This is a genomic window from Rhodoferax sp. (assembly GCF_030646845.1).
GTDB lineage: Bacteria > Pseudomonadota > Gammaproteobacteria > Burkholderiales > Burkholderiaceae_C > Rhodoferax.
Map to the genome: position 1 here is coordinate 59,140 of NZ_JAUSLE010000031.1, position 21,055 is coordinate 80,194.

The window sequence follows — 21,055 nt, forward strand, 5'->3', positions numbered from 1 at the left end:
CGGTACTCCTGACGGCGCGCGGTTCCCTCAGCGCGTCAGATTGAGTGTACCCACCAGTTCCTCGCGATCGGGACTGTTTTGCGACGTCGTCACTTCCGTCGGCGGCAGCCATAGCTCGATCACGCCCGGGCGCGCCTGGAGCGAGCGCGGCAGGTCGCGCAGCCAGACCTGATCCACATCCCCGGGCAAAACCCATGGGGCGCCGATGTGGCGCAGGATGGCGCCGGCACAGTCCCGGCTAGCGGGGTCGTGCAGCACCAGCGTCGGTTTCGGCCAGGGCACCGGCCGCCGCTGCCGGCGCAGGTCGGCGCTGCGAATCACGTTCTCGACGGGCGCAACCAGCACAGGCGAGTCAGCCCCCGCCTGCAGGGACTGACGCAGCGCCGTCGCAGGCAGGCGCGACGCTTCATCGTAGATATGGATGTACAGCGTGGTGCGCCCCGCCTCGCGCAGGCACGGCTGCAGCGACGGCAGGGCGATGCTGCTCGTGCTGGCCTGCGGCCGGACCGGTACCAGCACAGGCGGTACCACCGGCACCGCAGGCGAGGGGCTGCCAGCCGCCACAGTGACATCTTGCGGACCCGGCATGGACCGTGTCCCGAACACCGGAAACCGACCCGCCGCCGCCAGCAACACCTTGCGACTGTCGCGGGCCTGCTCCCGCGGCGACGCGCCCGGGTGCCAGTAATTCAGCGCGGTGTTTTCGGTGGGCGGCTTCAGGACCAGCGCACACAGGCTGCTCTGGATCCGCTCATGCGCCGCCAGACACCCCGGGCTGGCCTCCACCTCCTGGATGCATTCGTCGGCGATCCGCCCCGCCAGGCGTTCCAGGCCGGCCTGTTCGAGCGGCCGCATGGTCGGACTGCCGCGCAGATCCAGCAGCAGGGAGGCCTGCGTGACCACGTGCTCCGGTATCTCCGGGCAGGACCCCTTGAAGGACTGCAGCCCCTTGGAAACGTCGGTGAACAGCTGGCGGGCCTCGGTTTGCTCGTCGGTGCGGTTGCGCTGCAACTGCTCCTGCACCTGCCACAACGAGAGCAGCAACGTACCGGATGCCCCGACGCCCAGCGTGGTGCCTATCGCCGTGGCGCGCGCACTGCGCCGCCACAGCGGTTCGGCCCGCGGCGCGTCGGCAACGTCCTTGCCTGAGCCCAGCCGGGCCGCCACGCGGATGCCGTGGCGCGCCGCACTGCGCCAGCCCGGCAACTGGGCCAGCCAGCTCTCGTGCATGGCCCGGCCAAAGTCCTCACCGAGCCGGTGGTAGCTCTCCCACTGGGCCTCGTCGAATGACTGGTCGCCGGTGGATTCGTGCGGGAAAGTGTCATGCTTTTGCGCATAGGCCAACAGGTCGACGTCGAGCGCGTCGTGCAGATTCGGCTTGATCACCAGCAGCGTGCCTTCGGGCCGGAATGACTGGCCCCCACCGCCATCGGCACCGCCCGGCCCCGGGCGCTCACGGTAGCGAATGCGCGCCAGCAGCACGCCGCGGCACGAATGGTTGTTGGCCATGTCTTCCGGCGACAGCACCGTGAGCTCGGTGCTGCCCAGCGTGAACAGGTTGGCCGCTTCTTCACGGCTGTAGAAATCAATCTCGGCCCCGAAGTCGATGCGTGCCTTGCGCACCAGGTTCTCGATGTCGCCAAACTCGTATTGCGCGTCGCAACTCGCGTCCGACAGGATGATGAAGCCAAGCTCGCGCTTGAGCAGCGCATAGACACCGCTGTTCTCGAAATGCCCGCCGTCCGACAGGTACCACCAGGGCCGCTCCACGCCAAAGAACGTGGCCGAGGCCTCGCTGGTCAGCATCATGGGCTTGGGTATGGCGCGCCATGCCAGGCGGCTCAGCCAGCGCAGCTGCACCCGCTCGCGCGGCGCCCGCATCCAGTGGCCCAGCCGCACCCCGAGAAAATACACCAGCAGGGACAGCCCGCGCGAGGTGTAGGCACCGGCGCCCGGCGAGGCCGCCGCCCCCGACACCGCGATCCAGCGCCCCAGCGTGCCGGCGTCGTGTTCGGGCTTGAGGGCAATGAACTCACGCGGACCAAGCTCGAAACCGCGCCAGCTGGCCGTGACAGCCGTGCCCTTGCGGTCGGCGTTGTACAGGCCGCTTTTGTCGTCGCGCGTCTGGTTCAGGCAGGTATTGACGAGGTGAATCGGGCCGCCTTCGAGCTCGGGCCGGTAGTTGCGCAGGCGGGTGTCGTCGCCTTCCACCACCCGCGTGACGTCGGCGCGGTTGCCCACCGCGTCATCATCCAGACAGCGTTGGCGGTTGCCCACGGCCAGATACGCGCGGGTCAGGCGGGCGCGATAGAAGCTGTGCAGCGAAGACGTGTTGGCCATTTGCGAATTGCCGGCGGTCAGCACCACCCAGGTGAGCCACGCCGCCGCCAGCAAACCGGCCCGCATCCAGGCCGGCACGCTGCGCAGGGCGCTGAACGTCTCGGGCGCAAAGATGAACCATTGCAGCACCACCAGCCAGGCCGTGACCAGCACCAGCAGTCCCAGCAGGCTGCCAAAGTTGAGCAGCCGTGGCAACCAGTCGTGCGCCCGGCTGCGCGATTCCGCGGCAATCTTCTGCAGCGGCTGCATCAGCGTACGCAGCACCACCAAAGCGATGCCGCCCACGCCTACCCCGCCCCACAGCCACTGGTTGCCGGTCTGGAATTCCTCCAGCACCCACCAGCTGAGCCGGTCCAGCGCACCGAGTCCGGCCAGCGCCAAGGCGCCCAGCAGAACCACGCGCAGCGCCCGCGTCAGCCAGTTGCGCAGGCGCGCCACCTTCAGCGCGTGGGGCGCCCGGCTGGCGGCCATCCAGCCCATCACGGCCAGTTGCCCCATTACCAGCGAGACCAGCGCCAGCACACCGGCGCTCGGCCAGTTCAGGCTGTGGCGCACCGGATCGATCGCACCATCGGGCTGCAGCGCCCGCAGCAGCAGGTAGGCGCCCGCCGCCGCCACCGACACGAACAGGGCATCACGCCAACCTGGCGCCAAAGCGGTCGTCGCCGGATTGGAGGCATCGCGGGCCGCCCAGTACCCGGCAATCAGCCCTGGCGCAAGGGCCGCCCAGAACGCCAGCGACAAGGCCCACCACGCCGTATGCCAGCGTTCCCAGCCCTGCGGGTCAAGCACCTGAACACTGTGTTGCCACAGATGGGGCACCACCACCACCAGCCCCAGCAGGATGCAGGCAAACATGAACTCGGTATGAATGGCGACCCAGGCGCGCAGGTAGGTCACCACCGCAATGCCGACGTCGCGCGAGCCGGCAGGGCTGAGGTAGCGCCCATTGCGGCGCAGCCACTCCAGCACCGGCGAGCCACCGCGCGCCATCAAGGCCAGGGCACGCTGTACGCCGTAGGTCGCGACCAGTCGGCCGTACATGCCGCCGGCGTAGCCGCCGCCGGACACGGTGGACAGGTAGTCGAGCCGCCCCAGCAGCCCGTCGCTGATCAGCGTGCGCCTGGCCGGGTCGGCAGCGGCAGCCTCCCGGCTCTGCGCGAGGCCACGCATCAGCCCGAGCGCGAACGTGGCGCTGCGCACGCCGCCGCCGGACAGGGCCAGACCGACGCGTGGCAGATTCAATTCGCTCTGATTGCTGCTGGCCGCCTCGCCCAGCACACGGCGGCGGCGCGCGGCAATGGCTTGTTCCTCCGCGGCACACAGCGCGGCCCAGTCATTGGCCAGTTCGGGTTCAGCCGCGTCGGGGCCCGGTTGCACGGCGGCCCCGTTCGGGGCGGGATCAGTGTTCATGGCGATACCTCCATGCCCAAGATGCACGCGCATTGGCCGTGCGGTTCAGTCGGCCATGCTACGCCGGGCGCCGGCATACGTCAACGCACCACCGATACCATCCGACTGTAGTAAGGTCATCACTGCAAACGGAGGTGTCACCATGGCCAAACGCGCTTTACCCCTGTCCCGGGTCTACGGTCTTCTCGAACCCGGTCCCGTGGTGCTGCTGAGCACCATGCACAAGGACCAGGCGAACGTCATGACAATGTCATGGCACACCATGATGGAATTCGAGCCACCACTTGTCGGTTGCGTCGTCAGCGGCCATGACTTCAGCTTCACTGCGTTAAAGACCACACGGCAATGCGTGCTCAACATCCCGACGGTGGAGCTGGCAAAGAAGGTGGTGGCCTGCGGCAACACCTCGGGCCAACAGGTCGACAAGTTCGAAGCCTTCGGCCTGACTGCTGCACCAGCTGCATTGGTCGACGCCCCGCTGATTGCCGAGTGCTACGCCAATCTGGAGTGCCGCGTGGTCGACACCCGACTGGTAAATCGCTACAACTTCTTCGTGCTTGAGGTGCTCAAGGCCTGGATCGACCCGGCCTGCAAGGACCCGCGTACCCTGCATCACCGGGGACGCGGCGCTTTCATGGTGGCCGGCGACACAATCAGACTGCCATCGAAGATGCGCTGATCAGGGGGCGCCCGCTGCGCCTTCGCCGGGGTCGGGTCAGTCAAAACTGCATTCAAAGTACAAACCGCGCGGATGGCGTTGCACGGATGCCAGGAAGCGCTGCCGGGCGGCGCTCGACAGCCCCGACAGCTGCCGCTCGGTCGGGATCTTTCCATCGGACTGCAGCAGGCGCCCCCCGGTCTTCTCCTTGAGCCGGTTGACCAGTGGCGCAAACGGCATGTTCATCCACCGGTTCTTGACAGCTTGCTCCTTGAACACGGGAATGAACGCCACCAGGTCTTCGCTGGTCATTTGTTCCAGACCCAATGTCCGTAGCGTCGCGTTGTGACTGCCATGATGGCCGACTTTGTAGAACACGGTTCTGGACAACAGCTCCGGGCCGGTCACCTCCACCGAACCGCCCGGTGACTTGACACGCCATCTGAGGTCCTGCCATGACAACCAGTTACCGACTTGTGCGTCGGCCGGGAACAGGAACACTTCGCCAGTGTCCTCGAACTCGAACGCCAGCACGACACAGGTGTTGTTGGTATGGGTGTCCAGATTGAGCGCCAGCGTTTCGGCCGCCTGTGTCCAGTCGTCTTCGATCCGGCGCCACTCTTGACCCTCTTTGTTCCAGGTGGCTGCTATCAGGGCATCCAGCTCGCGCGACCCCCGGGGCACCGTGTTGCCTCCCGGCTTGACACCTGCATCAAAAGGGCAGTCATTGCATAACGCGCCGGTGTCATCACCAACCGCCATCCGGCCAAATGCAGCGCCCAAACTCATCGCAACATTCGCTTCAGCCGCGAGCTCATACACCTCACGCCCTTTCATGCCCGGTGCACTTTTCTTGATCAGGGATTCGTCTTGAGGTGGGCCCAGCACGAATGCCCTGGCCTGCTCAACGCCACGCAAGGGCATCGGCGCCTTGTCGGGATACAGATACCGGGTCTTCACGCCTCTTCGCTTCATGAGATAGTCGAACGCCGAGCGGGTGCGCTGAATGGGTTGGCCGGCGGCAAGGTCTGTCGAGGCCCGCTCAACACCAAAAAATCCCAGCATGGACGCCAGGCCCTTCGCCCGCTCTTGCGCGGCAAGGCTAGGCGAACGCTCCAGCGCCAGCGTGGCCATCGCAAGTGCCTGAACCTTGTCAGCGCGTTCTCTGCGCAACCGTTTGCCCAATTCATTCTGCGGGTCCTCGGTCCAGCCGTACCAGACTTCACCAATGTCGATCCTGTCAAAGAGGGATTGGGCCTGCTGTTCGGAAAACCCGGACGCATGATCCCAATGCTCATGGGTCATCACGACGACATCCAGCCGGCCACCACAGGCCGTGGCAATATCGTCAACGACGCTCTTCATGGTGGCCGCGGCGCCACTCGCCACAGTGATGATGCCGCAGTCGATCAGCACGTTGAACGTGGTGCCGTCGGACTTTGCGAACCGCAGGAGCAGACAATCTCCCAGCCCGTGGGCGTACAGGCGGATCCGCAGCCGGGGTTCGGTCGGTTTTTTTACTTTCGCCGCAGTGCGAGCGGTGGTCCTCTTTGCCGTGGCGCTGGTTCCCATCGCCGACCTCCTAGTTCTCGCCGTGCAGCATGTAGAAGGGCTCGGCAGCGCGCAAGGCGGTGGTGTCCCCAAAGTAGGTTTCCCGTAGCGACAGACCTTGCCCCAGCCGGGTCTGTCGGTAGGTCTGGATCGCCGCCAGCCTGGCGGCATCATTGATGGGGCGGGTGATCGCGTACCGCAGGGTTGGCGACTCACCTTCCATATCGAAGATGAGCGTGCTGCCGCCGCGAAAATCAAACGTCCCGTTGGCCGGTATCTCGGGATCGATGGGCATGTCCTTCAGCCACTGTGTCATCGAGATGATCAGCTGTTTCATGATCTGCCCGTCGGGGGTCACGCGCAAGGTCGGCAGCACCGAATGAACCTCAAAGGACGGCAGTCCCGATGGCCGGAAACTCAGGCCCGGCAAACCGGCGTCACGGTTCATGTTCAGTCCCGTCACCTTCATGAAATTCTCGCGCTGCAGGGTCATGTTTTCTTCCAGCACACCCCGGAGATATTCATGGGCCTTGAGCCGGGCCTCTGTCAGATGATTGAACACCTTCTCCCGATCCTGCAGATAGAGGGACGCACTGATCAAGTCCTTCAGCTCAACCGCCAGCGCAGCCAGTGCATTCCATTGCATGCCGTCGGAGTCTTCATACTCCAGGCGCGCATAGGGCCAGCGGAGTTGTTCTTCCGAGAGGGTTTTCAGCCCTTGCGGAATGATTCCCCAACGCCGGAATGACTCGATCAAGGCAACCCGATAGCCGTACTTGTCGTTGGCGACCATGTCGTAATCTGCCGTGATCAGCGCGCGCAGGTAATCGCCGTAGGTGATGTCAAACGGCGGACAGTAGTCGAGGGCGCGTATGCACATGCTGAGGAAATGATGCGCCGCCCTGGTCGCCTCGTTCGCGAGGGCGTCCACCAGATTCGGATGCAGCGCGCCCTGCGGCAGGATGCCCGAGCCGGCGCTGGCCAGCGCGATGATGCCCTTGGTCCGCACCTTGTAGATCGCGAGGAATGCGGAGAACATGGCGGCTACCAGAATGGAGCCCCGTTCATGTGGTTCGGTCGCGTCCCGCAGGCGATCCGGGTTGGGCACGACCAGCTTCCACTTGCCGTCGCGATCGGGTTCACCGATAGCGTTGCGCAGGGCGCCGTAACGGCCCGTCGCCTCGCCGAACTGCTGGGCAAGCTCACCCAGCAGCGACTGGGTCTCCAGGTCGCCGCGGGTGCGGGCGATCTGGTGCCTGAGAACCTCGGGAAAGGTGAAATGCTGAAACAGCGCAACGAGGTCGGCGAAGGCTTCGTGAAAGGCCAGCGTATCCGGATGGTTGTCCTCCACGTATCGGCGATGCATGCCGTCCAGCAGCGCATGGGTAGTTTCATGCGCCACGATGTCTTGCGACAGGCAGCTGAAGACGGTGCCCGTCTGGCCCTGAAAGTAGCCAAACAGAAGCGCTTTTTTCTCCGGACTGTAGTAAGCGTTGGCCGCGCGCAGGGCATGGGGATAGATCCGCAAGGTCCTGACAAAGCTGTCACGTTGGCCAGATTCAGCCTCCGGGTTGGTCTGGGGCGACCACAACACCTGCCGGCCCAGCGCCTGCTCGAAGTGGTTGATCGTGTTCATGGCCACGGCATAGACCATCTGCTGATGAAATTGCGGATTTCCTTCGGAAGGCGCCAGCCCATCCTGCGCAAGGAGATTGGTCGCATTCAGATCGACCGGCTCATACCAGCAGGCGCTGGCGGGGTCGTAGTCAATGACCTCAACATACTCACCCCTGGGCCCCGGCTTCAGGTAGCGCTCCCACGGGATCTCGAACACTGCGTGGTTGATGGCCGCCGTCTCCAGCCTGATGGACAGGCTGGGGTCAAATGCATAACCCCTGAGGCGGCGAAAAGGTGGCCGGTTGGCCAGCTGATCAGGCGGGTCGTAGCGGTATTCGGCGCTTGAAAAGGCCATCATGGGCAGGGTGTCCTTCCCGCGTGGGCGGGCGTCATGGAATCAGCTCGGGCGCGTAGGCCCTGATGCGGGACTCGACCAGGGCGCCGCCATGGCGCACCAACACGGCCCTTTGAGCCGCATTGAGCGCCATCAGATTGGTCGCAATCGAACTGGCAAACTGCGCATCGCCGTCTTGCGCCTGCCCGAGCGTGCTGTCGATGGAGAACCACATGGGTTTGGGCCCCAGCGCGGATTTGTGACGATGCTCCATGCGGTCGAACTCTAGTCCCCGGATCTGCTCCATCATGATGTCGAGCGCCGCTTTCAGGACCATGGCACCGGACTCGGTTGGCTGTGCATCATTGGCGAAGGGCTTGCCACCATCGCTGACGATCAGGTAGTCGAGGGCGTTGCGCGCACGCAGGGCCGGGTTCACGCCCATGTTGTCGTAGACACCGCCGTCTGCCAGCGTGACATAGTCGACCTGGGCGGCGGGGACGTATTCCGACGATTCAAGTCGCAATGGGGGAAACACAGGGGGAAAGGCAGACGATGCGGCAACGGCTCTTGCCAGGCTGAAGTCAGAACCATGGACGACACCCAGTTCATGCTCCCCCATTTCTTCCGGACCGGCGCCACCGGCGACAAAAAAGAACATGTTGCCGGTCGCCAGGTTGGTGGCGTTGAGATAGATCCGGGGCCCCGCCCGCAGCGCGCTCAGCCGGGCGCCCTTGAAGAGATCGCGGTCATAGGTGCCAGCCAGCTTGTCCAGGCGGCTTTCGAACGGATCCAGAATGCCGCCGATGACGGAACTGACGGCGATGGACCGGGTCGCCAGGTAGTTTTCAAGCTCGTCAAGCACCGTGGCCTTGCCCCAGTTCAGCGCGACGAAGGCGCCTGCGATGCTTCCGCCACTCACGCAGGACAGCAGGTCCAGGGAGGAAAACAGTCCGAGGCTCTGCAGTTTTCGCATGACGCCCAGATGGAATGCTGCCGCGCGAAAGCCGCCGCCAGACAAAGCCAGACCAATTCTGCGTTGTTGACCGTTGATGCTGATGGTCATTTTTTCCCCCTGCTGAAACTGCCACGAGAAGCCAACTGCACTCTATGACCGGGGTTACGCCATGGCTTGATATTTCGCAAACGCAACGCACATCCCATCGCCGTACAGGGGCCGCCACGATTGACAGCGGCAGTCCGATATGGAGATACTGAAAAACCGTCATTGAACTGCCGCGCCGCGTCGCCACACGTCAGCGGGTTTTTACATTGCCGGACTCGCGCATGCCCTCCCCTGCATCTGCCAGGGAGTGGCGTGTCCACGCCAACCGGCCGCAGAAGAATTGCAGCGGCTCCACGAGGGACAGCATCATGGCAAAGAAACCAGACACAACGAGCACCGCACGACCCAGGGGCATCTCCCTGCACATCGGCCTGAACAGCGTCAGTCGCGCCGCCTACGGCGGCTGGGAAGGACCCCTGGCGGCCTGTGAATTTGACGCCAACGACATGGCAGCGATCGCCAAATCGAAGGGCATGAAATCCACCGTGCTGCTAACAAAAAAAGGGACGCGAGCGAATGCGCTCGCCGGCATGCGCAGCTCCGCCAAAGCGCTGAAGGCTGGCGATTTCTTCTTCCTGAGCTACTCCGGCCACGGTGGGCAGGTGCCGGACGTGAGCGGCGACGAAGCCGACAAACAGGACGAAACCTGGTGCCTCTACGACGGCCAGCTGATCGACGACGAGCTGTACTTCGAACTCAGCAAGTTCGCAGCTGGCGTACGCATTCTGGTGCTGTCCGACAGCTGCCACAGCGGCACCGTCACGCGTGTTGCACCGCTCATGATGGCCACCAGGCACCAGCGGCCCAAGCTGATGCCGCCGTCGGTGGCGATGCGCACCTACCGCGAGCACCAGGCGTTCTACGACAAGCTGCAGCTCGACATTGCCAAGGCCGCCGGCAAGGCGGCAGTGGACCCCGACGCCGCGCTTGCCAACGTGGCTGCGAGCGCGCGCCTGACCGCCATCGTCAAGAATTTCAAACCGGCGGTGCTGCTGATCTCGGGCTGCCAGGACAACCAGACCTCGATGGACGGCGACCACAACGGCGCATTCACCGAGCAGTTGCTGAAAGTCTGGAACCAGGGCACCTTCAAGGGCAACTACGGCAGCTTCCACGCGCGCATCAAGGCCACGATGCCGGCCACCCAGTCGCCCAATCTGTTCGCCCTGGGCAAGGCGGGCACATTCCTGGCGCAGACGCCTTTCACCGTCTGAGGCAATTCACCCGGCGCCAGGCGCCGGGGTCAGAGCAGGAGCGACAGGCCCTTGGGGTGGAATGCCTCGTAGCGGCGCGCCTGCTGGTCCGCGGGATCGCTCCACGCCAGGGTGGTTTCCGTCAGGTAGTTGAAGTGCAAGCGCGGCTTGCCCGGGCCAGCGTGTTCGCTCAGGAGCAGTAAAAGCGCGCGCGCGTGCGGGTGGCGGAACACAGCGCCGCTGGTGGACACGAGGTAGTGCTGGCAGCGCAGCCTGCCCAGCAATGAGGCGCTCATGTTGGCGACGCTGCCATGGTGCGGCAGCTTGAAACCGGTGAGCGAAAGCCGCTTGTCCTGCCCCGGTACCAACTGCTTCACCGAGGCTTCCAGCACCGAAGGCCAGGCATCGCCAGCGAGCAGGAACCGCACCTTCGGCTGCTCTTTCGGGTATTCGAGCAGCACCGCAATGCTGCTGCCGTTGGCACGACTGGCGTCGCCGCCGAACGCCGCGTCCGCGCCGGCCTCGCCGTCGCCGCCACCGAGCGTGTCGTCCAGCCCCGCCGCGAGGTCGTGACCGGCGGGGTCCGGCAGTTCGAAGCGTCCCTCGATGGACTCGCCGTCCGTGCCCAGCACATCACCGAGCGGGCGCAGATTGCGCGCCTCTTCCAGCGCGTGCCGCAAGGCCGCTTCGTCCCCCGATGCCACGCCCGCCTTGCGCAACTCGTCGCGCCAGCGGTCCTTGAGTTCGAGCAGGCGCTCATGGTCGGGCGACAGCAGCGTCAGGCGGCAGTCACCCGGCAGATCAACCACCGGCAGTGTGCCGGCCGCGCGGTCGATCGCCGCCAGGGCAGCCGGCAGGCCGGCGTTCCACACCTGCTGGCCGGTTCGCTTTTCATAGTCGGCGATCAGCATGCCCAGCATTTCACCCTGCAGCGCACCCAGCGGCGCGCCCGCCGGATCGAACACCTGGTCCAGTTGCTCGCGGCCGTTGAACCAGATGCGCTCGAAGCGGCAGTTCAGCGCCTCGGCGTCCTGCAGCAGGCGCACGACGCCTTCAATGTGATCAGCGTCGATGTGGGTGATGATGAGCAGCTCGAAATGCCGCTCATCGGCTGGCAGGTGCAGGATGCGCTCGCGCAGCGCCGGGTAAGTGTGCGCCGGCCCGCCATCGATGAGAATGCGCCGGGCCTGCTGCCCGCTGCCATACTCGATCCACAGACAGTCGCCATGCGCGGCGGGCAGCATCTCGATACGGAACATGAATCTTCTCCCGATGCAATGTCAAGGCTGGCCAACCGCCGCTCGCGGTGTCAGACGCCATTCGGCATCACCGAGCGCGACCAGACACAGCGCCATCAGGTAGCCACGCGACAGCATGCGGCGGCGCACGCGGCGCATGATCGTGCCGAAATCAGCCTGCGCATCCGCCACAGCCACAAGTTCGGCGACCAGTTCCCGCGCCAGCGGCGCCGCATGGCGGCCCAGGATCTGTGCCAGGGTGCCGAGCACGATGGACGCGTGCTGCTGCTGGATGAGCTGCGTCATCTCACCGTAGCCGGTTTCGGTCTCGCCCGCCGTCTGGCAGCCCAGCAGCAGCACGATTGGCCCAGGATCGCGGCCGTCCAGATTGACGTACTGCCGGTCGATCTGCCCACGGCTCAACTTGCCGAGATCCTCAGCCAGCTTCTCATCGCCAATTTCCAGGTAGTCGAGTGCCGCCTGGATGCCATGGTGCGGCAGCAGCATCAGCAGCGCGGGATGCTGTTTCATTGCCGTCTTCCACTGGCTCCAGTCATCGGCCAGGAACAGGTGCGTGAAGCTTTGCTGCAATGCCGCCTGCGTCGCCCGCCTTTCTTCCTCCGGAACCAGATGGCTGCTGGCGAAGGCAACCGAATCGATCACTGGCAGGCTGCGCCGACCGACCGCGGGCGACGACGCCTGCGCGGCATCGCCCGGGGCCACGTGCTCGATGATCTTGCGCAGCGACCAGAAACCGAAGGGGCAGATGACAGGCGCGTTGCTGCGCTGATCGTCCGGCGCCGGTAGGGCGCAAACGGGGCATGCGTCGTGCCCGGACTTCAGGGCCTGCAGGCCCGGCTCGCAGAGCTTGGCCGCACTGATGGGATAACCGCGGTCGTAGACGAACTCCAGCGGCACGTAGGTCCGGGGCTCGTGGTTCAGCACCTGGATGCGATCGCCCGGATCCGTGAAGCCCTGGCTCATCAGCTGGTTGTACATGCCGGCCCCGTGTCGCGCCATGTCGCGCAGCAGCGTGCGAACGTCGGGGTCGTCGGAATCGAACACGTCCGGCGCGCCGCCACCAGCGCCTTGCCCCGTGCTGGCCGGCCCCTTGGTCGCCTGCCGCCGCACGACCAGCTTCTCGGTGGTGAAGAGCGTCTCGTTCAGCCACTTGATCGCCACCCTGGCATCGCTGAGGTCGAAGCCTTTGCCGCGTTCGCCGCCGAATACGCGCAGGCTCGAAGGCGCCGGTGCGGCAGTGTCCTGCCCCTGACGCGGGCGGTCGTCACCAACGACGATAACGGCATCCACCGGCTGGCTGTCCGGCAGTTCGATCACCTGGCGGCGACTGGCCTGTACCCGGACCCTGACTTCGTGCTGAGGCCCCTGCACCTCATCGGCTGCCAGCGCGAACGCCTCCAGGCGCACGGCCTCGAACGTGCGACCGCGGTACAGAAACAGGATCTCGGCGCTGACGTAGCGCTCACCCTCGGGCACATGGATGTGCAGGTCGCAGTCCCCGCTGCGCGCGGTGCGATCGGGCGGCAGCAGCGCCGTCTTGCTGTCGGTATGGTCCTGGCCGCTCCCGTCACGCCATAGCAGCTGAACCGTCAGCAACAAGCCTTCGGGCGGAATGTGCACCGGCGGGATGGTGCCGTCCGCCACGGCGGCGTCTTTGTCCGGCAGCCCGATCCAGCAACGAATGACGTTGTCGGCGCCGGCGATGAAAGTCTTGCGGACTTTTCCCTCGTGCAGGATGAACGCATTGACCCTGCGTTGCTCGACATCCGCCATTTCCCCTGGCGCCGCCATCGCTGACCCGGCCATCGCCGGTGGCGCCATGGACATTGGCGCCATTGCCGGCGGCGCGCTCTTCTTGACCGGTGGTGCTGATTTTCTGGGCGCCATGCTTCCTGCCGCCCGGGAAATCGTGTCATCGATCAGTTCGCCCTGGCCTGTGGGGGCACTGCCGGCCGGGCCGGCACCACGCACCGGAGAGCCTGCGCGACCGCCCTGGCAATCCGCCGCCGCGCCGAGCAGGTGCAGGATGCGCAGGCGCTCATTCACGCTGCGCCCGGGCGTCAGCAGGCTGGCAAGCTGGGCGATCAGTTGCTCGGCCGGCGCGCGGGCGATGACCCAGGCGAACTGGCCATCGTCAGGGGCGGGATGCGGCGCACCCAGGTGCCCGACCGTGAGATCGACCACCGCCGGCGGCCCGGATGCCGGCGCCGGCACGGGCGGCGGCACTGGTCCCTCCCCCCGCGGCGTGCCTTCGGCATCGGCGATGCCGGTGGCTGCCCACACGGTCAGCCGCAGCAGGCGCTGCGTGGCATGGTCGGGCTGCTGGTCCGCAGGGGCGGCCTCGAGCCGGGCGAGCTGCGCCAGCAGATGGACACGCATCGGCTCGGGTACGGGCCGGATGCGCGCAATGGCGTCGTAGGCTGTCCACGGACTGCCCCAAAACAGTCCGGGTTCAGGTGCTGCCCCGGAAAAGAAGGCATCCAGCGGCCCGAACTCACCAAGCCGTGCCAGCACCAGCGCACGCCAGAACAGGGGCGCCTCGCCCGGCGCCAGCGCAGGCACGTCAGCCACCTTGATCATGTCTTCAACCGGCATCATCGCCAGCCATTCGAAATTCTCAAGGCGCCCGATGCGCACCTGCGCCAGCAGCGGCAGGATTCGCGATGGATCGCCCGCCTGGTCGAGCGCTTGCGCAAGCGCGTCGCGGTCGGCCTCGCCGGTGTCTTCGGCCATGCCGCGCAGATGGTCGCGCAGCGAACGCAGCGGAACGCGCACGGCCAGTGCCAGCGCCTGGCGGCGCGCTGGCGAACCCGCCACCTCGCCCTGGACAATCCGCCAGTTCACATCGGCGACGCCCTGCCAGGCGGATTTGGTCAGTGGAAATCTGGTGGCCGCGTCCAGCGCGGCAATGCGCACCGCAACATCCGGATCGTTGGCCGCAACGGACAACAGCGGCGCCAGGGCATCAGGCGTGAGTTGCTCCGCCATGGCTAACACTGACGGAACGGTGCAACACCGATTTCCCGTAGTTCATCGTTGATGGTTTTGAGCACTTTTCCCTCCATGACATCCGGCCCCGCGAGCCAGCCTCACTCTATGTCCGGGGCGCCCCGATGGCTTGATATTTCGCAATCGCGAGGAGGAACAGAGACGGCAATTGATTCAAGGGTCATTTTCCTGACATGTTGAACCAAAACAATCCGCTCATCCCTTAAACACTGGAGAGCCCTGATGGACCGTCGCAGCTTCTTGAATACCACCACCGTGTTGGGAGGCGCCGCCCTCGCAGCGCCCGGACTCGCCCTGGCGCAGACTGCGCCCGCGGTGATCACGCGCGACGCCATGCGGCCCCAGATGGCGCATGGCATTCAGAGTGGCGACCCCCGGTCAGACGGCGCCGTGATCTGGACGCGCAGCGACCGCCCGTCGCGCCTTTGGCTGGAGTGGGCCACCACCGCCAGCTTTGCCAATGCCACCCGGGTACGCGGCCCGTATTTGATGGAAGACACCGATTTCACCGGGCGTGTCGATCTGGCAGGCCTGCCAGCCGGGCAGGAGATTTTTTATCGCGTGGTGTTGCAGGACCTGCATAACGAGCGTGTGTTGTCCGAGGCCATGCCGGGCCACCTGCGACTGCCTGCCGCAGCAGGGGCCAGGGCTGTGCGCGACGTGCGCTTCACCTGGAGCGGCGACACCGCCGGCCAGGGCTGGGGCATCAACGAAGCCTGGGGCGGCATGAAGATCTATGAGCAGATGCGCATAGTCAACCCGGACTTCTTTTTGCACAGCGGAGACGCCATTTACGCCGACGGCCCGATTTCGGCGCAAGTCAAGCTGGCCGACGGCTCGAACTGGAACAACGTGGTGACGGAAGAGGTGAGCAAGGTCGCCGAGACGCTCAACGAGTTCCGGGGCCGCTACCGCTACAACCTGATGGACGCCAACGTGCGCCGCATGGCGGCCGACGTGCCGCAAATCTGGCAATGGGATGACCATGAGGTGAGCAACAACTGGTCTGACTCCAAGGACCTGAGCGGCGACAAGCGTTATACGGAGAAGAACGTGCCTTTGCTGGTGGCACGCGCGACCAAGTCGTTTCTGGAATATGCGCCGCTGCGCCGCACGGCCGACGTGGAAAACGAGCGCATTTACCGTCATTTGCCGCAGGGCCCGCTGCTGGACATGTTCGTGGTGGACATGCGCAGCTACCGCGGCCCCAATAGCCACAACCTGCAGACCACCGAGACCGAAGAGAGCGCGTTCATGGGCCGCCCGCAAATTGCCTGGCTGCTGGACGGACTCAAGCGGTCCAGGTCGGTGTGGAAAGTGATCGCGGCCGACATGCCCATCAGCCTGCATGTGGCCGACGGCAAGGATGCCGAGGGCCGCAACCGGTGGGAAGCCAGCGCCAATGGGGACGACGGTGCACCGCTGGGCCGCGAGATTGAAATTGCCCGCCTGCTGCGCGAGATCAAGCGTGCCGGCATCAAGAACGTGGTCTGGTTGACGGCCGATGTGCACTACACCGCCGCGCATTACTTTGACCCGGCCAGGGCCAGGTTCAGTGACTTTTCTCCATTCTGGGAATTTGTGTCCGGCCCGCTGAATGCCGGTGGCTTTGGCCCCAACAAGACCGACGCCACCTTTGGCATGCAGGTGATGTACCAGAAAGCGCCGAGCGAAGTGAATGCGCCGCCCACCAATGGCATGCAGTTTTTTGGCCAGGTGGACATCGATGCCAAAACCAAAGCCATGACCGTCACGCTCAAGGACCTCGCGGGGGCGTCGCTGTACGCCAAGACACTGGCCCCGCAGCGGGCCTGACTTTCTCGCCGTACACATGGCTGAGTAAACGCGGTGCGCCAGGGTTTCGACACGATACCCTGGCCCCGCCCGGGCCAGGCCACCGGCGCCGATGCGCTATCAACTAGATAGCTACTGAAGCATATTTCACGGGGGCTAGAGGCATAAAACCTATAAATCACCCCTCAAACTGCGGATGCAACTGCCGTATCCGGCTCATCGCCATGCCGGCAGCAGCGGTGCGGGTTTCGACGCCCAGCTTGGCAAACACGCGCTCCAGGTGCTTCTTCACGGTCATGGGGCTGGAGCCCAGGATGTCGCCGATGTCGCGGTTGATCTTGCCCTTGACCACCCAGTACAGCACCTCGGCTTCGCGCGGCGTGAGCTTGAAGCTGAAGGACATGGCTTCGATGACGGACTCGTCTGACACCTCTTGCATGATGATGAGCCAGTCGCCGCCGCCTTCGCTGTCGCCGATCTGCTGGTGCAGACGAAAGGTCAGGCGCTTGGGGCCGGACTCAATGCTCAGGCGCGGTGGCTCGATCAGCGCCACGGTGTCAGCCACGTGGCGGCGCAGCCATTGGCACACCGGCTCGGGCGTGTGCGGCGCACTGGTGCCGTAGTAGCGCAGCAGCAGATCGCGCGCCAGCGGGGTTTGCCACATCAGCTTGCCGTCGCTGGCGCGCACGGTGATGCTGGCGAAACCAAAGGCGTCGAGCGCGTTGCGGGCCTGGCGCCTTTCCCGCGCACCCTGCAAGTGCACACTGATGCGGGCCAGCACTTCCTTGGGCTTGATCGGCTTGGTGACGTAATCCACACCGCCGGCCTCCAACGCGGCCACCAGGTACTCGGTCTCGGTCAGGCCGGTCATGAAGATGATCGGGATGTGCGCCGTCTGGGGCGACGCCTTCAGCCGCTTGGCGACTTCGAAGCCGTCCATGCCGGGCATCATGGCGTCCAGCAGCACGATGTCGGGCAAGGCTTGCGCGGCGCGCTGCAGGGCGGCTTCGCCATGGGTCGCCACCAGCACGGTGTAGCCGGATTCATCCAGCGCATCGTGCAGCACCGACAGGTTGTCGGGTACGTCGTCCACAATCAGAACGACGTCGCTATTGGCACGGTCCAGGGTCTGGTCCAGCGCGCGACTGGGCATGCTAATTTTCATGGACTTCTCCGGCCAACTGCTGGCCCATGGCCTCAAACCTGAACTGGCGGGCCAGGCTGCGCATCTCGCCGACGAAGGCCGCGCATTGCGGCTGCATCTTCTCAATGTCATCAAGCTTGTTGAGAATGCCCCGGTAGTAGCCCAGGCTCACCACCTCGCGCAGCGCATCCAGGTATGGCCGCTGGGGGTAGACCCATGCCGGCCGTGGCGACGGTGTGACAGGGGCTATTGGTGCAGGGGCAGATTCCAGCCAGGTGAGGGCCAGTCGAAGCGCCAGCCAGTCCAGCAGTTCGGAATGGCGCACCGGCTTGCACATGAAGTCGTCTGTCGGAATACCCGCATCGTTGTCCAGCCCCTTGTCAAACGCATTGGCCGACACGATGGCGATGTGCGCCTTCACCCTCGGTCCGTCGCGACCCAGTGCGCGCAGGCGGCGAATCGTCTCCCAGCCGTCGATACCGGGCATGGCCAGGTCCATGAAGATGACGTCGGGCTGGTAGCCGGTGGCGAGCAGGTCCAGGCAGTCATGGCCGCTGGCAGCGGTGCGCAGTTCGAAGCCCAGCGGCTGCAGCAGGTTGACGAGCAGCTCGCGGTCGGCCTCTTCGTTGTCCACCACCAGCACGCGCCGGCGCGGCCCCGCATAGCCATGGCGCGGCTTGCGGGCCAACGGCCTGGGGCTGCCAGCCAGCACCGCGGATGAGGTGCCAGAGGCAACATACGTCACGTGCACCTCGGGCAAGAACAGCTTCACGCGAAACACCGACCCGACGCCCGGTGTGCTGGAGACCGTGAGCTCACCGCCCATCAGGTCGGTCAACATCTTGGCGATGGTCAGCCCCAGGCCCGCACCGGGGGCCGTTGCACCCGGCGTGTTGGCGCGGGTGAAAGGCTCAAAAATGCGCTCATGCTCCTGGGTCGACAGACCCGGGCCGGTGTCTTCTATTTCAATCGCCGCCATCTCGCGCGCGTAGCGAATGCGAAACGTCACCTGCCCGCGGGTCGTGAACTTGATGGCGTTGCCCAGCAGGTTGATCAAAATCTGGCGCACGCGCTTTTCGTCTGCCCGCACCACCGCCGGCAGCGCGCCCTGCTCCTCATAGAAAAAGGCGAGGCCCTTGGCCTGCGCCTCGAGCTCGAACATGCTGGCGATCTCCTGCACAAAATTGGAGAAGTACATGGGCCGGACCGTGAGGGTGAGCCGGCCGCTCTCGATGTGCGCGATGTCGAGCGTGCCCTCGATCAGTGACAACAGATGCTCGCCGCCGCGCTTGATGACGCTGACCGCCTGCTTGCGATGTGCCGGGATGGAGGCGTCTTCCCCCATCAGTTGCGCGTAGCCCAGGATGCTGTTGAGCGGTGTGCGCAACTCGTGGCTGATGGCGCTGATGTAGCGGCTCTTGGCCTGGTTGGCCTGGTCGGCAGCCTGCCGTGCCTGCTCGGCCGCCTGTCTCGCCTCGTCCGCCACGTGCCTGGCGGTTTGCAGGGCTTCGTCCGTCTGGCGGTGTGACTCGATCTCCTGCATCAGCAAATGGGTCTGGCGGTTCGATTCCTCCTGCGCCACCTGGCGGCTCTTGTGCGCCAGCACCACCCACCAGGCCACCAGCCCCGCAATGACCAGCAGCGCCATGTAGGCCTTGAGAAAGCCCGAGCGCAGGGCCGCCTGTGGCGCCTCGAGCAGGTCGATGTCAATCAAGGCGAGCGCGAGGGCCCGCAGCTCCTGGTGATACAACAGCCCGAACACACTGGCGAGCAGCGGCGCAATCACCAGCATCAGCAGCAGGAAATAGCCCAGACCGGTATCCAGATAAGGCCAGCTGCGTTGGGGCAGCAGCCAGTGCAAGGTGGCGGTCCATTGCGAGGACAGACTGGCGTGCGGTTTGCACATGTCACCACAACGCGCGTCCAGCGTGCAGCACAGCGAGCAGATGGACCCCTGGTAGGCCGGGCAATGCGCCATGTCAGGCCCCTCGTACTCGCGCTCGCAGATCACGCAGCGCTTGAGCTGATAAGGATGGTCGCTGGCAGACGCAAAAAGCAGGCGTTTCGCCGCCGGGCCGCCCCAAGGCGAAACAGCCCTCTCGGGGGGCAGCGACCCGCGCAGCGGCGGAGCGTGGGGGTCAGTCCCTCGGGCGATGTAGTACTTGCCGCGAGTGGCCCAGGCAATCAGCGGCGCAGCAACAAATGCCGTCCCCAGTGCGATCAGCGCCGAGAAGGCCTGCGCCAGTTCGCCAAATAGTCCCAGATGCGCCGTGATCGACAGGATGGACGCGAGCGCCATGGCACCCACGCCCACCGGGTTGATGTCATACAGGTGGGCGCGCTTGAACTCGATGCCCGGCGGCGACAGGCCCAGCGGCTTGTTGATGACCAGATCGGCCACCACCGCCATCATCCAGGCGATCGCGATGTTGGAGTACAGGCCCAGCACATCACCGAGCGCCTGGAACACGTTCATCTCCATCAGCATGAAGGCGATCAGCGTGTTGAACACCACCCACACCACGCGGCCCGGGTGGCTGTGCGTGAGGCGCGAGAAAAAATTGGACCAGGCCAGCGACCCGGCGTAGGCATTGGTGACGTTGATCTTGAGCTGCGAGACCACCACAAACAGCGCAGTGGCGGCCACCGCCCAGCCATAGTTGGGAAACACATACTCATAGGCCGCCAGGTACATCTGATTCGGGTCGACCGCCCGGTCAGCCGGCACGGCGTGGCTGATGGCCAGATACGCCAGAAAAGCACCGCCCAGCATCTTGAGCACGCCCAGAATCACCCAGCCCGGCCCGCCCATCAGCACACCCAGCCACCAGCGGCGTTTGTTGGCCGAAGTCTGTACCGGCATGAAGCGCAGGTAGTCGGCCTGTTCGCCCATTTGCGTCATCAAGGCAATGCCGACGGTGAGTGCCGCACCAAACAAGGGCAGACTGAAGCCCGGGCCCACGCCCTTCTCCCCGATATAGTGCGTGACGCCCGCAAAGGCACCAGGATCGCGCATGAGCACATAGGCAAACGGAACGACCAGCATCACCAGCCACAAGGGCTGGGTCCAGACCTGCAGGCGGCTGATGGTCGAGACGCCATGCGTCACCAGCGGAATCACCACCAGCGCACAGATGAGATAACCCCACCGCGGCGGAATGCCCAGGGCCAGTTCCAGCGCATAGGCCATGACGGCCGCCTCCAGCGCGAAGAAGATGAAGGTGAACGACGCGTAAATGAGCGAAGTGAGCGTGGAGCCGATGTAGCCAAAACCTGCGCCGCGAGTGAGCAGGTCCATGTCCACCCCGTAGCGGGCGGCGTAGATGCTGATGGGCAGACCGGCCAGAAAGATGATGAGCCCGGTGGCCAGGATGGCCCAGAACGCGTTGGCAAAACCATACTGGACCAGCAGCGTGGCGCCCACCGCCTCCAGAATCAGGAAAGAGGCCGCGCCAAAGGCGGTGTTGGCCCCCCGCCACTCCGACCACTTGCGAATGCGCTGCGGCGTGAAGCGCAGCGCGTAGTCTTCCATGGTTTCACTGGCCACCCACGCGTTGTAGTCGCGCCGGACCAGCGTGATGCGCTGCACCGCATCGGGCTGGGAAGGTGGGTGGGTCGCTGAAGTCACACCCTTGTGGTGCAGTTTTCATGCCACGGCACGGGATTTGCATAGTTGG

At 65.1% G+C, this 21,055-nt stretch carries 11 protein-coding genes; 3 read left to right on the forward strand and 8 right to left on the reverse strand.

What is annotated here, in order from left to right; genetic code table 11:
- Positions 1 to 27: 27 nt before the first annotated feature.
- Positions 28 to 3,753 (reverse strand): hypothetical protein, encoded by a 3,726-nt coding sequence (locus tag Q7T10_RS08445; RefSeq protein ID WP_304747456.1) that lies wholly within the window; start codon positions 3,751 to 3,753, stop codon positions 28 to 30.
- A 142-nt stretch (positions 3,754 to 3,895) separates the two neighbouring features.
- Between Q7T10_RS08445 and Q7T10_RS08450 the strand changes: the two genes are divergently transcribed.
- A complete protein-coding gene (locus tag Q7T10_RS08450) occupies positions 3,896 to 4,432 on the forward strand; it encodes a flavin reductase family protein (protein WP_304747457.1) in 537 nt (178 codons plus the stop codon).
- Positions 4,433 to 4,468: 36 nt separating this feature from the next.
- Here the strand turns inward: Q7T10_RS08450 and Q7T10_RS08455 are convergent, their stop codons facing one another.
- Genes Q7T10_RS08455 through Q7T10_RS08465 form a run of 3 tightly spaced genes read right to left on the reverse strand, consistent with a single transcriptional unit; the run spans position 4,469 to position 8,979 of the window.
- Entirely contained in the window at positions 4,469 to 5,983 is a 1,515-nt protein-coding gene (locus Q7T10_RS08455) for a hypothetical protein (RefSeq protein ID WP_304747458.1), read from the reverse strand.
- Between the two features lie 10 nt (positions 5,984 to 5,993).
- Positions 5,994 to 7,937 (reverse strand): hypothetical protein, encoded by a 1,944-nt coding sequence (locus Q7T10_RS08460; RefSeq protein WP_304747459.1) that lies wholly within the window; start codon positions 7,935 to 7,937, stop codon positions 5,994 to 5,996.
- 31 nt (positions 7,938 to 7,968) lie between these two features.
- The gene (locus Q7T10_RS08465) at positions 7,969 to 8,979 is read right to left on the reverse strand and encodes a patatin-like phospholipase family protein (protein WP_304747460.1); all 1,011 of its coding nucleotides are present in this window, start codon (positions 8,977 to 8,979) and stop codon (positions 7,969 to 7,971) included.
- Positions 8,980 to 9,287: 308 nt separating this feature from the next.
- Between Q7T10_RS08465 and Q7T10_RS08470 the strand changes: the two genes are divergently transcribed.
- Complete coding sequence (locus tag Q7T10_RS08470) at positions 9,288 to 10,193, forward strand: caspase family protein (protein ID WP_304747461.1); 906 nt, start codon at positions 9,288 to 9,290, stop codon at positions 10,191 to 10,193.
- A gap of 29 nt (positions 10,194 to 10,222) precedes the next feature.
- Here Q7T10_RS08470 and Q7T10_RS08475 read toward each other — a convergent pair whose 3' ends face one another.
- Together Q7T10_RS08475 and Q7T10_RS08480 are read right to left on the reverse strand one after the other, a co-directional pair.
- Entirely contained in the window at positions 10,223 to 11,431 is a 1,209-nt protein-coding gene (locus Q7T10_RS08475) for a hypothetical protein (RefSeq protein ID WP_304747462.1), read from the reverse strand.
- Between the two features lie 21 nt (positions 11,432 to 11,452).
- Positions 11,453 to 14,419 (reverse strand): hypothetical protein, encoded by a 2,967-nt coding sequence (locus Q7T10_RS08480; protein ID WP_304747463.1) that lies wholly within the window; start codon positions 14,417 to 14,419, stop codon positions 11,453 to 11,455.
- A gap of 243 nt (positions 14,420 to 14,662) precedes the next feature.
- Here Q7T10_RS08480 and Q7T10_RS08485 point away from each other — a divergent pair, with 243 nt between their 5' ends.
- A complete protein-coding gene (locus Q7T10_RS08485; protein WP_304747464.1) occupies positions 14,663 to 16,255 on the forward strand; it encodes an alkaline phosphatase in 1,593 nt (530 codons plus the stop codon).
- Positions 16,256 to 16,412: 157 nt separating this feature from the next.
- Here Q7T10_RS08485 and Q7T10_RS08490 read toward each other — a convergent pair whose 3' ends face one another.
- Both Q7T10_RS08490 and Q7T10_RS08495 read right to left on the reverse strand, forming a co-directional pair.
- Positions 16,413 to 17,399 (reverse strand): response regulator transcription factor, encoded by a 987-nt coding sequence (locus Q7T10_RS08490; protein WP_304747465.1) that lies wholly within the window; start codon positions 17,397 to 17,399, stop codon positions 16,413 to 16,415.
- Entirely contained in the window at positions 17,389 to 21,006 is a 3,618-nt protein-coding gene (locus tag Q7T10_RS08495) for an ATP-binding protein (protein WP_304747466.1), read from the reverse strand. The genes Q7T10_RS08490 and Q7T10_RS08495 overlap by 11 nt, the downstream gene beginning before the upstream one ends.
- Between the last annotated feature and the right edge of the window lie 49 nt (positions 21,007 to 21,055).

Coding starts and splice junctions, on each gene's coding strand:
- Q7T10_RS08445 (WP_304747456.1), bottom strand. CDS start 3,753: ATGAACACTGATCCCGCCCCGAACGGGGCCGCCGTGCAACCGGGCCCC.
- Q7T10_RS08450 (WP_304747457.1), top strand. CDS start 3,896: ATGGCCAAACGCGCTTTACCCCTGTCCCGGGTCTACGGTCTTCTCGAA.
- Q7T10_RS08455 (WP_304747458.1), bottom strand. CDS start 5,983: ATGGGAACCAGCGCCACGGCAAAGAGGACCACCGCTCGCACTGCGGCG.
- Q7T10_RS08460 (WP_304747459.1), bottom strand. CDS start 7,937: ATGATGGCCTTTTCAAGCGCCGAATACCGCTACGACCCGCCTGATCAG.
- Q7T10_RS08465 (WP_304747460.1), bottom strand. CDS start 8,979: ATGACCATCAGCATCAACGGTCAACAACGCAGAATTGGTCTGGCTTTG.
- Q7T10_RS08470 (WP_304747461.1), top strand. CDS start 9,288: ATGGCAAAGAAACCAGACACAACGAGCACCGCACGACCCAGGGGCATC.
- Q7T10_RS08475 (WP_304747462.1), bottom strand. CDS start 11,431: ATGTTCCGTATCGAGATGCTGCCCGCCGCGCATGGCGACTGTCTGTGG.
- Q7T10_RS08480 (WP_304747463.1), bottom strand. CDS start 14,419: ATGGCGGAGCAACTCACGCCTGATGCCCTGGCGCCGCTGTTGTCCGTT.
- Q7T10_RS08485 (WP_304747464.1), top strand. CDS start 14,663: ATGGACCGTCGCAGCTTCTTGAATACCACCACCGTGTTGGGAGGCGCC.
- Q7T10_RS08490 (WP_304747465.1), bottom strand. CDS start 17,399: ATGAAAATTAGCATGCCCAGTCGCGCGCTGGACCAGACCCTGGACCGT.